The organism is Oceanobacillus saliphilus, assembly GCF_023522835.1.
Taxonomy (GTDB): domain Bacteria; phylum Bacillota; class Bacilli; order Bacillales; family Amphibacillaceae; genus Oceanobacillus; species Oceanobacillus saliphilus.
On sequence record NZ_JALCZU010000002.1, the window covers coordinates 478925 to 494136 of the forward strand.

13 protein-coding genes and 1 riboswitch are annotated in these 15212 nt (G+C 40.6%); of the genes, 2 read left to right on the forward strand and 11 right to left on the reverse strand.

The window, feature by feature from the left end; translation table 11 throughout:
* Positions 1–46: 46 nt before the first annotated feature.
* The 7 genes from MN204_RS05465 to gdhA all read right to left on the reverse strand — a co-directional run bounded on the left by MN204_RS05465 (position 47) and on the right by gdhA (position 9326).
* Positions 47–1507, reverse strand: a complete 1461-nt coding sequence (locus MN204_RS05465; protein ID WP_249870062.1) for a CoA-acylating methylmalonate-semialdehyde dehydrogenase — start codon at positions 1505–1507, stop codon at positions 47–49.
* A 249-nt stretch (positions 1508–1756) separates the two neighbouring features.
* On the reverse strand, positions 1757–3268 hold the full coding sequence (locus tag MN204_RS05470; RefSeq protein WP_249870063.1) for a sodium:solute symporter family protein: 1512 nt from the start codon (positions 3266–3268) through the stop codon (positions 1757–1759).
* 36 nt (positions 3269–3304) lie between these two features.
* Complete coding sequence (locus MN204_RS05475; RefSeq protein ID WP_249870064.1) at positions 3305–4702, reverse strand: LLM class flavin-dependent oxidoreductase; 1398 nt, start codon at positions 4700–4702, stop codon at positions 3305–3307.
* Between the two features lie 46 nt (positions 4703–4748).
* Positions 4749–5417: a carboxymuconolactone decarboxylase family protein gene (locus MN204_RS05480; protein ID WP_249870065.1), complete on the reverse strand. Its 669-nt coding sequence runs from the start codon at positions 5415–5417 to the stop codon at positions 4749–4751.
* A gap of 234 nt (positions 5418–5651) precedes the next feature.
* A riboswitch (SAM riboswitch) is annotated at positions 5652–5762 on the reverse strand.
* A gap of 442 nt (positions 5763–6204) precedes the next feature.
* Positions 6205–6537, reverse strand: a complete 333-nt coding sequence (locus MN204_RS05485) for a hypothetical protein (protein ID WP_249870066.1) — start codon at positions 6535–6537, stop codon at positions 6205–6207.
* Positions 6538–6567: 30 nt separating this feature from the next.
* Positions 6568–7734, reverse strand: a complete 1167-nt coding sequence (locus MN204_RS05490) for an MFS transporter (RefSeq protein ID WP_249870067.1) — start codon at positions 7732–7734, stop codon at positions 6568–6570.
* Between the two features lie 209 nt (positions 7735–7943).
* Positions 7944–9326 carry an NADP-specific glutamate dehydrogenase gene (gene gdhA / locus MN204_RS05495; RefSeq protein ID WP_249870068.1) on the reverse strand — a complete coding sequence of 461 codons (1383 nt, stop codon included), beginning with the start codon at positions 9324–9326 and terminating at the stop codon, positions 7944–7946.
* A 149-nt stretch (positions 9327–9475) separates the two neighbouring features.
* On the opposite strand from gdhA, the gene gltC reads away from it, so the two are divergent.
* Positions 9476–10393: a glutamate biosynthesis transcriptional regulator GltC gene (gltC, locus tag MN204_RS05500; RefSeq protein WP_249870069.1), complete on the forward strand. Its 918-nt coding sequence runs from the start codon at positions 9476–9478 to the stop codon at positions 10391–10393.
* Positions 10394–10644: 251 nt separating this feature from the next.
* Here the strand turns inward: gltC and MN204_RS05505 are convergent, their stop codons facing one another.
* The 3 genes from MN204_RS05505 to MN204_RS05515 all read right to left on the reverse strand — a co-directional run bounded on the left by MN204_RS05505 (position 10645) and on the right by MN204_RS05515 (position 13515).
* Complete coding sequence (locus MN204_RS05505) at positions 10645–11388, reverse strand: pirin family protein (protein WP_249870070.1); 744 nt, start codon at positions 11386–11388, stop codon at positions 10645–10647.
* Positions 11389–11541: 153 nt separating this feature from the next.
* A complete protein-coding gene (locus MN204_RS05510) occupies positions 11542–11961 on the reverse strand; it encodes an OsmC family protein (RefSeq protein ID WP_249870071.1) in 420 nt (139 codons plus the stop codon).
* Between the two features lie 15 nt (positions 11962–11976).
* Positions 11977–13515 (reverse strand): AbgT family transporter, encoded by a 1539-nt coding sequence (locus tag MN204_RS05515; protein WP_249870072.1) that lies wholly within the window; start codon positions 13513–13515, stop codon positions 11977–11979.
* A gap of 302 nt (positions 13516–13817) precedes the next feature.
* Between MN204_RS05515 and MN204_RS05520 the strand changes: the two genes are divergently transcribed.
* Entirely contained in the window at positions 13818–14159 is a 342-nt protein-coding gene (locus MN204_RS05520) for a hypothetical protein (protein WP_249870073.1), read from the forward strand.
* A gap of 329 nt (positions 14160–14488) precedes the next feature.
* Here the strand turns inward: MN204_RS05520 and MN204_RS05525 are convergent, their stop codons facing one another.
* Positions 14489–15007, reverse strand: coding sequence for a YehS family protein (locus MN204_RS05525; RefSeq protein ID WP_249870074.1), 519 nt, complete (start codon positions 15005–15007; stop codon positions 14489–14491).
* Positions 15008–15212 lie beyond the last annotated feature (205 nt).

The window sequence follows — 15212 nt, forward strand, 5'->3', positions numbered from 1 at the left end:
TTACTTTCTGGGGGCAGAGAGAAAAAGGGATAGTGACCCTTTTCCCTTATACCCACCTAGTCGTGATTACTTTTTTGCGTGTATAGAAATTAAGTCCGTCTTTACCGTTTGCATGTAAATCGCCATAGAAAGAGTCTTTCCAACCGGAAAATGGGAAGAATGCCATTGGTGCGGGAACGCCAATATTAACACCAAGCATTCCGGCATCAATGGTTTCGCGAAAATGTCGTACATTTCCTCCGTCTTTGGTAAAAATACACGCCCCATTCGCGAAAGGTGATTTATTCGTTAATGCAATCGCTTCGTCAAGGTCTTTTACCCTTGCAATTGATAAAACAGGTGCAAAAATCTCATCCTGCCATATTTTCATTTCACTTGTTACATAATCAAAAATGGTAGGTCCGACAAAATACCCTTTTCGCTTGGCATCTTTATCTTTCCGTCCATCACGTACGAGCTTTGCCCCTTCTCTTTCTCCGGTCTCAATATAGTTAAGCGTTCGTTCTTTATGACTCTCACGAATAACCGGGCCAAGAAAGACACCTTCATCCAATCCATTACCAATTTTGATTTCATCAGCTTTTTGATGAAGGAGTGTGATAAAGGCCTCAGCAACGTCTTCTTCGACGGCAACGACAGACGTAGCCATGCAGCGCTCTCCTGCAGAACCAAATGCAGCATTCAGAATTTGCGTTGCTGCATTTTCCAGATTTGCATCTTTAAGTACAATCGAGTGATTTTTCGCTCCAGCAAGTGCTTGCACCCGTTTTAAATTCGATGTTCCCCGTTTATACACATACTCTGCAACTGGCTGGGATCCGACAAAGGAAATAGCCGCGATACCCGAATGATCCAACAAACCATTTACGACATCATGTGCACCGTGGACTATATTGAATACTCCTTTTGGCAATCCAGCCTTTTCAAGTAATTCCGCCAGTCGATTTGCCAGTATAGGTGTGCGTTCGGATGGTTTCAAAATAAATGTATTACCCGTGACAATAGCCATCGGAAACATCCATGCCGGTACCATCATCGGAAAATTAAATGGGGTAATTCCACCAATAACACCGATTGGATAGCGGTAAACACCGGATTCCAAACCCTCCGAAATAGATGGAAGCTGTTCCCCCATCATTAAAGTAGGCGCACCTGCAGCAAATTCCACGTTTTCAATTCCGCGCTGTACTTCACCCTTTGCTTCGATAAAACTCTTCCCATTTTCAATCGTTATGATTTCTGCCAGTTCATCCCAATGGTCAACAAGCAATTGCTGATACTTAAATAGAATACGTGCCCGTTTCGGAACGGGGACTTCTTTCCATTCCTGAAAGGCTACAGCAGCCACCTCCACCGCATGATCGACATCTTCCTGGGAGGAAATCGGCACATATGCTAGCACTTCACCTGTTGCCGGATTATAAACTTCCTCTTTCTTTTCCGATTTTGCTTCTATCCACTGTCCACCTACGTAATTCTTCAATATTTCCACTTTTGCTTCCGCCATTGTATAACCTCCAGCATATATATATCTATCATTTTACCTCTCTATTCAAGTTATGAAATGATGAATGGTAGTAATAGAATGAATCATAAAACGGATTTTTCCACGCATTAACCTATCCATATCGTTTGGTTTCTCTACTTTTTAAAATACCACTTCCAAAGCAGGAAACTAATGACAATCAAACTACCGATAAATCCATATAGCCATATGGAAAGCATAGGGTTAACAAACATGAATCTCATCCTTTCCCTAATGTACTTGTGCGCTGGTTTCTTCCACTATATCCTTGTCACCAAGTTGAGGATTTTTTAAAATCTGTGCAAAGATAACCATCGTTGCAATCCCAATAATGGTAGCAACCGCTCCTGCAGACATCGTACTCGGAATAATCCCTCCAAAATAAATGATGAGATAAGAAAGCAAACCGATAGTCATGGATAGTTCAGCCGCTCTTGGACTAGCCTTTTTCTTACTATAAACCGCATATAAAATAGGGCCCATCGTTCCAGCGGCTACACCAGAAATCCCAATCCACATGACATCCCCCATGTAGACTGGCGGCTGCAGTACGATTAAAAATGCTATGAGCCCCACCACTGGGACTGCAAGACGACTTATTCTCAGTGCTATTTTTTGTGCTTTTTCCTCACTGACATTGACAATTCTTCTTTTGACTAGAAATTTCAGAAAAATATCATTGGCAAATACAGTTGAAATCGAAACGAATATTCCATCTGTTGTAGACATGGCCGCAGCGAGAATCACCACACCGAAAATAGCTACTATAATAGCCGGAAAAGCCCACACTGCGTATTCCATTAATGCCAGGTCAGCTGCCACCACATTATCGCCAAGTGATATTCTGCTATATAACCCACCAAAAAGAACAAGCAGACAGAGAGAAGCGGTAATAACATAGGTCGCGATCATCTTCCCTAAATCCTTTTCATTTTTCAGCCCAAGTACCTTGTTGAACAAATGTGGAGCGGAGGCAAAGGCCCACTGAATAATAATTGCCCCTGAGATTGCACCGATTGAATAAAAATGGGCCGAATCAGGATTAAATACTTCGACTAAATTCCCATCCTGTGCAGCTATATTACTTACCATACCTGTAAAAGTGGCATTAATACTTCCCTCCCAGAAAATTACGATTCCGGAAATAAACACTGCAACACCTGCAATTGCCATCATGACCGCCTGGACGGCATCTGTGTAGATATCGGCAAAGGCACCACCTGCAAAAACATAAATCACGACGATCGCCGTAATAAACAATAATCCGCCTGTGTAGGACATCCCAAGCAGGTATTCAAAAATTCGCGCGCCTGCCACAAACTGTGCAGCTATATAAAAAATATTGAAGAGCAGAATAAGTCCAGTTCCCACTCTTAAAATATCACTCTTATAAAAATCACCGAGCCAATCCGGCAGGGAAAGTGACTTCTGCTCCTTATTCAAACTTCTCACCCTTTTGGCTACCATCAAAACACCGATTGGACCACCGGCAATGATTGCCAAAAACAGCCAGAGGTTGGAAAGCCCCCATTCATGTGTCCATCCCGGATAGCCAAGAAATGTGGCAGCACTTAAATACGTTGCGGCAAAGGATAGTCCAAGTACATATGGACCTAAACTTCCGCCACCTGTTGCAAAGTCGCTTACATTTTTTGTCTTTTTGGCACTTATAAAGCCAAGGACGAACATAACTGCGAGAAATATCGCAAAACCGATCCATGTATACAGTGTAATCTGACTCATTTCCTGACCTCCTTCCTAAAAATTATTATTTTCGATTCATCTGCTCGACTTGTATCCCCTTAACGAAGACTGAAAGCTACCGAGCTTTTTTGCTGCATGATTATCAGGCAAATGCGCACGTCCTTTTCCGAACATGTTCTCCCGCAATGTTTTTCCTGTATATTCCGTTCGATAAATTCCTCGCTCCTGCAGGATAGGTACAACCAAGTCCACAAACTCACGAAACGTATCTGGTGAGTAGGTCTGTGCGATATTGAAACCATCTGCATCGCCTTCAACAGCCCATTCCTCAATCCGATCCGCAATTTGTTCAGCTGTTCCGATAAACTTCACGGTACCATTACCAAGTCCATGATTCTTAATGGCCTCCCGCAAGGTCCACTTCTTATTCGGATCTTTCGTATACATATCCAGGTTGCCCTGAACCGCTTCTGTCTCCACATCTTCAATATACTGATCCGGATCATATTTGGAAAAATCAATTCCGGTATGGCCGGAAAGCAGCGAGGCAGTACCTTCATAGCTAACATGTTTAGTCAAATCTTCATATTTCTCATATGCTTCCTCTTCCGTTGACCCAATGATTGGCAGGATCATCGGGAAAACTAATACATCTCCCGCATCCCTCCCCTGTTTCACTGTCCTCTCCCGAATATCTGCCACATAGGCCTTTAATGCCTCCAACGAGTGATTCTTAGTAAATACCGCTTCGGCATGTTTTGCTGCAAAGTCCCGCCCTTTTGGTGAAGCTCCCGCCTGGAACAGAACCGGTGTGCGTTGTGGAGATGGTTCCACTAAATGTGGTCCAGGCACATTGAAAAATTCACCCTCATGATTAATTAAGTAAACCTTTGCGGGGTCTGCAAATGTATCATTTTCTCTATCAAAAATAACAGCATCATCTTTCCAGCTGTGTTCCCAAAGTTTGTAGACGACTTCGAGAAACTCATCTGCCCTGTCATAACGTAGTTCCTTTGGAAGACGCGTTGAAAGCCCGAGGTTTACTGCTTCACTTTCCAGATAGGATGTCACTACATTCCAGCCGATTCTTCCTTCCGTCAAATGATCGAGAGTTGATAATTGTCGTGCCAGTGCATATGGTTGTGCATATGTAGCGGAAATCGTTGGAGCAAATCCAAGATTTTCAGTTACCGCAGCCATCGCTGAAATTGGAATCAACGGATCATGGGCTGGCAGCTGAACGGCATGCTTAACAGCTGCTTCATGGCTATCTCCATAAACACTGTATGTACCAAGCACATCAGCGATAAACATCGCATCAAATTTACCGCGTTCCAATATTTTTGCAGTTTCAATCCAATAAGACAGACGATTATGATTTGTTCCCTCGTCCTTTTCATGTTTCCAAAGTCCCGTTGAGTGGGGAGAAGGTGAATTTTGGATAAAACCATTCAAGTGAATTTGTTTTGCCATTGATCAGAACTCCTTTTCAATAATTTTTACATTGAAGTGCGAATCATTACGCTTCATCATAAGCATTTAGGGCATTCACACTATGCGCAATGGCGGAACCCGCTTTTAAAGCGACTGCTACAAAAATGGCTTCTGAGATTTCTTCCAGACTCGCACCTTCTTGTTTGGCATTTTTCGTGTGCAAGTTAATGCAATAAGCACAACCTGTTGTATGGGCTGACGCCACTGCAATTAATTCTTTTTCTTTTACCGAAAGCTTCCCGGCTTTTAGGGCCTGATGATCAAAGGCAGCAAATGCTTTGAATGTATCTCCAGTCAGTTCACCAAATTCTTTAAGTCTGTTGAAATAGGATGCTTTGTATAGTTCGTCATCACCTTCCCCATAGAAAGCATTTAAGGCATTAACACCATGTGCAGCCGCCGAACCTGCTTTTAATGCTGTTGCTACAAATATTGCTTCGGCCACTTCTTCTTTATCAGCATCATTTTTCTTCGCATTCCCTACATGTAAATCAATGCAATACGGGCATCCCGTAATATGTGCAACTGCAATAGCAATCAATTCCTTCGTTTTTACGGATAATTTCCCCTCGGCCAATGCCTTGTCATTAAAGGCAAAAAAGGATTTAAATGCTTCCGGTGAATATTCCTTTAGTTCCGTGATTCTGCTGAAATACGATTTTTTATATAAGCTGTCTGTTTTTGTTGTTGTCATTGTAATCTCTCCCTTAATAATTTTTATTTTGTATGGACTATCTGGTAAAATTACTCCTATTTTGCTTTGTTTTTTTTGGTTCCGTTCACCTCCTCAAATTAATATGATTTAACAAATAAACTTACTTGGTTTTGAGGACATCGTGTAGGATGAACTTATACCTGCTTCCTCTTAGGAACCAAAAAAACCCCTTCCGATGAGGAAGAGGTTGAGGTTTTAAATTCTCTACACACTGTCTCATCTTCCAAGCGAATGCTTGCTGGATTTAGCACCATTTTACTGTATTACCAGTAACGGTTGCTGCGGGATCTCAGGACCAGTTCCTCCCCCGACTCTTGATAAGAAATTGCTATATTCAGTTATAAGATTTCCTCATATCATAACGGACTTAAAATAAACTGTCAAGTGTAAATGTTACGTTTTTTGGAATAGTGGAATAACTGGATAGTAATACCCATGCTTGGGAGAGCGTCCCAGCTAAACGGGAGAGAACCAACTCTATTCGGGAGAGCACCCCAGCCAAACGGGAGAGAACTAACTCTAATCGGGAGAGCGCTCCGGCCATACGGGAGAGAACCGCCTCTAATCGGGAGAGCGTCCCAGCCAAACGGGAGAGAACCAACTCTATTCGGGAAAGCGCCCAGTCAAAGTGGAGAGAACCACCCTCAACCCAGTTTCTATTCAACGTGATAACACTTTCTAATCCTACAAAGTTTTTTTCAACTTTTTCTTATTCACTTGATATACAACAATGCCCTTTTACACGAACTCCAAACAGCTACCTGTCCTAATCTATTTTGTATCTTAAGTAATTATAATTCGATGTCGGCACTTTTTTTATTATATTACCTTCATCATCTTCGTGAATTTCATATTCTCTGTATGTTTCCAGTCTATACCCATTCTCCACTTTTGCATCATCGAAAATATATTCTGACGATGTATAACGCGCAGGCTTATATTCATGTTCTACTTCTGAAATTGCTTCAGCAGCATCTTCACTAGTGGCAGCATCATGCAAACTCGAACGGAAACCTTTATATGATTCTGTTGATGTTTCCAGAAAGGCTACAAATCCCAATACGAAAAGAATTCCAATAAAAGAAAGTATTTTTAGCATTGACTGTCCCTCCTTTTCTTCATTTTTTTACTAATACACTTTCGAATGTGTCGATTGGGGTACGTGTAATTTCAAGTAGCCGATAAATGCGAGTACTAGCATTCCAATCAGAAATGCAATAAAATATGGAGAAATCATCTCACGAATAATTCCAGTAACAAACGTACCGAGGATCATCCCCAACGAATAGATGGCAGACATCAAACCGAACGCTCTGCCATGACCTTCCCTTGATACCTCGTCGGTAACTGCAATCGCCATTGCCGGCATAATGACACCTAAACAGAAGCCCATCAAAAGTAATAATAGCTGCAGTGCAACTAAATCATTAAATATGGCAAACAACACCATACACATGCCGAACAAACCAACAATCAATCGCTTAATAGCATCAAAACGATGGATGAAAAATAGGGATAACGAAAGAAGTGTCCCAATTGCCATAAAGCTAAATAATTGACCAGTAGTGACAGTAGAAAGACCTTTTTCCACGGTCAGATATGGGACTTCATAAACAATCACCCCATGAATATACATCACTGCAAAGCCTGTGAGGAAAACGATATGCAGAGTTGGCCTCGCTAACAAACTCATGATGCTCCAAGTTTGTAATGTGTTTTTCTTTTTAACAACTATAATCTGCCTATCTTTTAAAAACAAAATTGTATAAAGGAATGTGACGATTAATACTGCTCCAATTACGAAATATGTATTGGCATACCCAATTAAAGCACCTAAATTCCCACCAATTAAGGGAGCAATAATACTTGCGATTGTACCTAGGATTCCATTGATCGCCATGTTTTTTCCCTGTTGCTGGCTGTTCCCAGCATAACCTGACAACAAGGCTAATGCTGCTGGAAGCAAAAAGGCTAGTGAAAATCCATTCATCGTACGCAACACCAATAAGCCGGCTGTATCAGAGATGAATCCATGCCCCATGAACAAAATGCCGGAAACAAACATCGGTAAGGTGATAAAAACTCTTTTACCAAATCGGTCAACCAATGGACCTGCAATCAGATTCCCAGTTAAATTAGCCAGTTGTGCAGCACTTAGCATGATACCAACCAAAACACTTGATGCACCCATTGTAACTGCATATGGGGTGAAGATTGGGGCTTGAATACTCATGATTAAACTCATAAGAAACATAACGATAAATATATTCCATTTATCAATTGCGACTTCACTCAATTTTCTCACCTCGAAAACATTGTATGCCAGAAATCACAAAATAGACGAGCTAGGCTATGGTGCCTGTCACTCCCCGGTTTTTGTCGATTTTTATCTGACAAAAAAAGGTGTCAGGCTCCTATTTGGAACCTGACACCTTTTTACATATGTTTAACGAAGGCTGTCACTAAGTGGATTGGTGACACAGATACGTTTTTTAAAATTCCCGTTTAGATAACCCCTTGTTCAATCATAGCGTCCGCCACTCGAACGAATCCAGCTATATTGGCACCAACCACAAAATTGCCTGGAACCCCATACGCTTCGGATTGATCTAAACTCTTACGATAAATATTTTTCATAATTTCCTGTAATTTCTCATCGACTTCTTCTACTGTCCATGCAATTCTGGCACTGTTTTGCGCCATTTCCAAAGCAGAAACGGCAACTCCGCCTGCATTAGCAGCTTTGGCAGGAGCAAATAAAACATCCTTTTCCAAGAAAATATCGATTGCTTCCTGAGACGAAGGCATATTTGCACCTTCCCCAACAGCCTTAACTCCATTTGAAACTAATATATCTGCATCTTCTTTATCCAGCTCATTTTGTGTTGCGCACGGTAAAGCAATATCACAAGGGACACTCCAGATACCGGAACATCCTATTTCAAAAGATGCACCTGGATGTTCTTTAACATATTCATGAATCCGTTTGTTATCAACTTCTTTTAGTTGTTTCACCGTATCGAGATTAATACCATTTGGATCATAAATATAGCCGCTCGAATCACTACACGCTACCACTTTTGCTCCAAGCTGCATTGCTTTTTCCATCGCATAAATCGATACGTTTCCAGAACCGGATACGACAACAGTGCTTTGGTCAAAGCTATGACCCTTATCCTTTAGCATTTCTTCTACAAAGTAAACCGTACCATAACCTGTTGCTTCTTTCCGGCCTAAACTTCCACCGTAACCAATGCCTTTTCCGGTCAAAACACCAGCTTCATATGCACCTTTTATTTTCTTATATTGTCCAAACATATAACCAATTTCTCTTGCCCCAACCCCGATATCTCCGGCCGGCACATCGGTATCTGGTCCGATATATTTGCTGAGTTCAGTCATGAAGCTTTGACAGAAACGCATTATTTCCATATCGGATTTTCCTTTTGGATCGAAATCAGAGCCGCCTTTTCCTCCGCCTATTGGTTGCCCAGTTAACGAATTTTTAAAGATTTGTTCAAATCCTAAAAACTTGACGATACTAGCGTTTACAGATGGATGAAATCTGATTCCACCTTTATATGGTCCAATTGCACTATTAAACTGAACACGGAATCCTCGATTTACTTGTACTTTTCCATTATCATCGACCCATGGCACTCGAAAAGTAATCATGCGCTCGGGTTCAATTATTCTTTCGAGAACGCCTTTTTGGATATATGTCGGATTTTTCACAAGTACAGGTACTAAAGAATCAAGCACTTCTTTCACTGCCTGTTGAAATTCCAATTCATTCGGGTTACGACTTTCAACTGTCTCAAGTAAGTTATTCACATAATCATTTACGTGTTGCGTTTGAGTCTCTTGCAGTTCTTCAAGTGTTTTCATACAATTCAGCCCCTACTATATTTCAATAACTTTTTAGTTATTACTGTTTTTTATTATACTTTATTCTATAATATTATAAACGATAGTTTCAATATTCATTTACGATGAAATCAATGCGTTTAAAGCATGAGTTAATGGAGTGATGCAATATGGAGATCAGACAAATTCAATATTTTATGGAAGTTGCAGAAAGAGAACACATGACAGATGCTGCTGATGCCATGCATGTTGCGCAATCTTCTGTCAGCAGACAAATTTTAAATTTAGAAAACGAGCTAGGTGTCGAGCTTTTTATAAGAGAAGGAAGAAATGTGAAATTAACTCCGATAGGCAAAATCTTTTTGGAACGCATGAAACAAGTAATGAACTTGATGGAAGAAGCAAAACGGGAAGTTATAGAATATTTAAATCCTGAAAAAGGAACCGTTCGAATCGCGTTTCCAATTAGTATGGCCGCCTATACATTACCTTCAATCATTTATGCTTTTCGAACAAGGTATCCAGAAGCGAAATTCCAAATGAGTAATGCGCTTTATGATGATTTAATTGATGGTGTGGTAAAAGGGAATTTCAATCTGGCCATGATTGCTCCGATGCCGAACAAAAATAAAGTGAAAAAAATAAATGGAACGACATTATTTACTGAAAATATCGTCGCGCTCATTCCACACAACCATCCATTGGCGACCAAAACATCCATCATGCTGCAGGAATTAAAGAACGACCCTTTTGTTGTGTTACCAGAAGGATACATATTTCGCGAACAGGTTATTCAAGCCTGCCAACAAGCAGGTTTTTCACCAAATATTGCATTTGAAGGAAAAGATATTGATGCTTTAAAAGGATTGGTCTCAGCTAGTTTAGGGGTGGCATTGATGCCAGAGATGACGTTAGTAGATAATACACCACGGTCCACCGTAACCATCCCTTTATCAGATGTCAGTCTGTCACTGACTCGAACAGTAGGCGTCATCTATCCCACACAGCGTAAACTGCTCCCAACGGAAGAATTGTTTTATCAATTCCTGCTTGAGAGCTATGAAAGGTTGAATGAATTCAGGAAATAGCATAGGATAGGCAGATTTATCTCGTCTGAGTACTAGAGGATATATATGGCTGGGAATATGTCTCCCGAGTTCGAGAGGGTGCTCTCCCGTCTGGATGGGGCTGTCTCCCGAGTTCGGGTGGCGCTCTCCCGTCTGGCGGGGGCTGTCTCCCGAGTTCGGGTGGCGCTCTCCCGTCTGGCGGGGCTGTCTCCCGAGTTCGGGCGGCGCTCTCCCTTCTGGACGGGGCGGTCTCCCGAGTTCGGGTAGCACCATTAGCTATTTTTCCCTAATCCACTGATTGTCCCAGTCATCGTTGCGGGTGCGTTCATGTCAACGATGAATAATATAAGGGTGGAATCTTCTTCAGCAATAAGCGTTGGAAGCGCATCTGTCAAATCAGTGATTGCTTCCTGACTATTAATTTCAATACCTTCCATTCTGATTTTTCCATTCAGTATATATAAAAAAGGTTTCAGTCCTTTATATTGCGGTATCGATAATTCATCCCCAGCTTTAGGGTTAGCATCAAATATATAGGCATTTTGCCGAACATGCAGTGGGGCGTCACTCTCAGTCGGTCCTACCATCAAATACCAATCCCGATTATCTGTTGGTTTGTTGTGAAATTGAATGGATGGTTCAAGATCGGCTTCACATGGGCGGATAAATATCTGAAGCATTTCTACATAATCTTTTTTTACCTTTTCCTCATGCCAAAAGCTATACCCTGCATTCATCAGCATTAGCTTGCCTGGTGCAATCGGTGCTTCAAATCCAGCTGAATCCTTGTGGTAGGAAGTACCTTTCCATACATAGCTTAATATTTCATCATTGACATGCTCATGCATTTTAATTGTTAACCCTTTTTTCATTACTGCATGGTCAATATTGCTTAACGGTCCAAAGGCGGAATCTCCGGTATCTTCTTCCAAAATATCACTTGGCTGAATACGGGTAATGGTGAAAGGCCCTCTAAACGGTTGCGCGTGATTTCCTGCTCGAAGTTTTTGCAGCATGTAGATGTCTCCTTTATTCTAGTCTATGCTAATCATAGCAAGTTTTGGACATCTTGACAGGAACTTCGTCTCAGAAACAGAACAACTTTGAATGATAATGATACTATCAACATCACATTAAAAGCAGGGCTGTCGTTCAGTAATATTAAAAATCTAATCTTGTTGCTCTTCTCCATTTAATATCAGCTTGAAGGAAATATTGGCACTTAGGGAATCTGAAACAGAGCAATATTTCTCCTCTCCAAGGCGTATGGCCCTCCATACCTTTTTACTGTCGATATCGCCTTCTACAACAAATGTCACTATAATATCAGTAAACCCCTTAGGTGCTTCTTCTTTTCGTGTGCCATCCGTATTTATTTCTATTTTATCAATTTTGTCTAGATGGGGCCTTAATATCATCGTGACGTCAATTCCGATACACCCGGCCAAAGAACCGAGCAGCATTTCAGTTGGCGTTGCTCCTTTACCCAAACCACCATAAGCTTCCGTTGCATCCATGTTGATTGCGTAGCCAGAGTCACCTACTGCAGTAAATGCTCTGCCACCTGTCCATGTAGTGTTTACTTTCATTATTGTCATCCCTCTCTAATAATTTAAACTCGTCCCCGGACCTACCGGAATTCCCAATACATACCATATTACAAAGAATATTGTCCAACAAACAAGAAAGACAATTGAATACGGCAGCATAAGTGAAACTACCGTACCAACACCATTCTGTTTTCCATAACGCTGGGCGAAAGCTACTATTAATGGAAAAAACGGCATCAAAGGGGAAATAATGTTTGTGCAGGAATCTCCAATTCGATACGCAACCTGAGTTACTTCCGGAGAAATTCCCATTTGCATAAACATCGGTACAAATACAGGTGCCATAATCGCCCACTTTGCGGAATCGGCAGCGATAAATAAATTGATTATTGCCGTTACAATGATTAATGCTACAAGCAAGAATACACCATCAAGTTGGATTGCCTGTAATAGATCAGCACCCTTAACTGCTATGATTGTCCCTAAATTCGTATAGTTAAATAATGCCACAAACTGTGCTGCAAAAAAAATTAAGACTATAAATCCCGCCATCGTTTCTAGCGACGAAGTCATCAGGCTGGCAATATCCTTATCATTTCTGATCGTTTTGGTAACAATTCCATAGACAATACCGGGAATAAGGAAGATGACCATCATGAGAAAAATGATACTGCCCATGAATGGAGATACAATGATGCTTCCACCTTCACCTCTTAATGGTGCATTTTCAGGAACCACCAATAATACAATTCCTAGGATAGTAAGCAAAACGGAAATGTTCGCCCAGAATAACCCTTTCCACTCAATGGCAGAAATCTGTTGCTGTTCCGTTAACGTTTCCGTATGTACATACTTTCCTAGCTTTGGTTCAATAAGCTTATCTGTAATAAGTGTACCGAGGATAACAATTAAAAAAGTGGAAGCAAACATGAAAAACCAGTTATCTGTCGGGTTTACCACATAGCCCGCATCTAGAATATGTGCAGCTTCCGTCGAGATGCCGCTTAGTAACGGATCATTCGTACCGAGAAACAAATTCGCAGAGTATCCACCAGACACACCGGCAAACGCTGCTGCCAAGCCCGCAAGCGGATGGCGGTTAAATCCAAGAAATATAATAGCACCGAGTGGCACGAGAACAACATAACCGACTGATGCTGCAGCATTGGATAATATACCCATGAGGACCACAATCGGTGTTACAAGTTTTCTAGGTGCTTTCGTAACCGTGTTCGTCATGAGCGCACTAATATAGCCACTCTTCTCCGCAACACCTACCCCAAGCATGGCTACCAATACAGGTCCCAGCGCAACAAAGGTGGTAAAGTTGGAAACGACATTTGAAAACATATACGCAATACCTTCAGGAACCAGTAAACTGACAGCTGTGACCGTAAGCATTTCCGTTTCGTTCGTATCCGTATTCACACCTTCAAATGTAACACTCGTCCCAATTATGTATAAAAAATGTGATATTGCAATTACTACGAAAGTGAAGAGGATAAATATCGTTACAGGATGTGGCAGTTTATTTCCTTTCTTTTCTATCAAATTTAAAAAACGGATAGATCTTGATGCATGCTTCTTATTCACGTATATCCTCCTAGTTGAATTATCCAATCCTCAGTATAATATTGGAGTTAACATGTCCAGTAACCATTTTCACTCCATCGGCAGAGCCCACCCCAAAACGCTTCTTCTATTCTGTTTTATATTAAAGTGCCCATTCGTTCGGTCTCTAATTCAGCGAAAACAAGGTTTTTATAGTGAACGAACCAGAAGAAATATGATAGAGTTAAAACGTGATAAACGAATAGCTGTTCATTCCAGAATTGCGTAATTATAGGAATAAACAGCTGGCAATTTACTAAAAAATAAATGTCGGAGGAAGACCAATGAATGAAGGTATTTCGTTACTCGCTTTGAAAGCTTTGATTGAAAGGAAACGAAAGAAAAAACTCCACGTAAAAGTGATGTGGAATGACATAGAAAAGATAACGTTGTTAATCACACCGAATATGAAAATCAATTCATTTATATATGATGAAAAAGAAGGCTATTTATTTTACGATATTGTTGGCAAGGTTATTGAATATGAAATCCCCTGTATTCTGTCCGAAAGGGATTTTGTAGACGGCAAAGTAATCATGCACAGGTTAAAAAATGGGAAATTAATGATTAACAATTACTCCTTGTCAGACGAGGATATGAAATTTCTAAGCGAATATCAGCTGTAGTGTCGTTATTAAATCGTAGAGGCTGATTCTCTACATGAAAGAACCCTCTTCCTTTACGATAGAGGGTTATTAGTTGCTTGCTTTTGAGAATTATTTTTGTGTAAGAACTAGTAGAAGTTTTTCGTGGTTAATCTAGAAGGGTTCACTATACTTGCTTTACATATTGGCCTTCTTGCTGTTATATTCTTAATTTTTTAACCGAGACACTTCGCATTTTCAATCTCAAAAGGCCCACTACCACCTTAAAACATAGCTAGCAAGAACTGCCTCCTATTATTCAACAGGAGGCAGTCTTCAGCTAACTATGGAGAGATCTAAACAAGAAATTACTATGACCTATACCTCATGCCCAATCCCTTCAAAAAATTTCTTGCGAATCGATCACCACATTTTCTGTAATTACTATGTCCTTCTTTTCTTAGTAAGGCACTTAACTCTCCTTTTGTAATGATAACTCCTGCTTCTTTTAAAATATCCACCATATCCTCACTTGTTAGTGCCAATGCGATTTTCAATTTCTTCAGTAATACATTAGTAACACTTCCATTATTCTTTATCATCATTGGTGGTCTTTCAGGCTGCCCTGGTTTAGGATCCTGTTTCCCTCTTTTGTATATAATGAGGCCATTCAAAAATGACTCTAGCATGACATTGTCACATTCTATATGATCTTCATCAGGATAGCCATCTTCTTCATCGTAACTATCCGGAGATTTGGTGAGAATCTTTTGCACTTCTTCTTGTGTTACTTCCATGCCTCCGAGTTGGAATATCTTTACCATATCTGCATCTTTTATATCGAGCGCATATCTTAACCTGATTAAGATATCATTATTATTCATATCCATTCCAATCCCTCCTAAAATACGGTTACCAAAAAGTGATGAAGCAATGACTAATAGTTTATCACTTTCAAGGCATGCATTATAGTTTTATCCAATTATATACAATAATTCATGACAACTAAGCGTGTTATAGCAGACATAGTCCTTGATTTAATTGTTGATTATAGATGCTTTTGAACAACATATGGAAGCTATGTTTTTTTGTAGC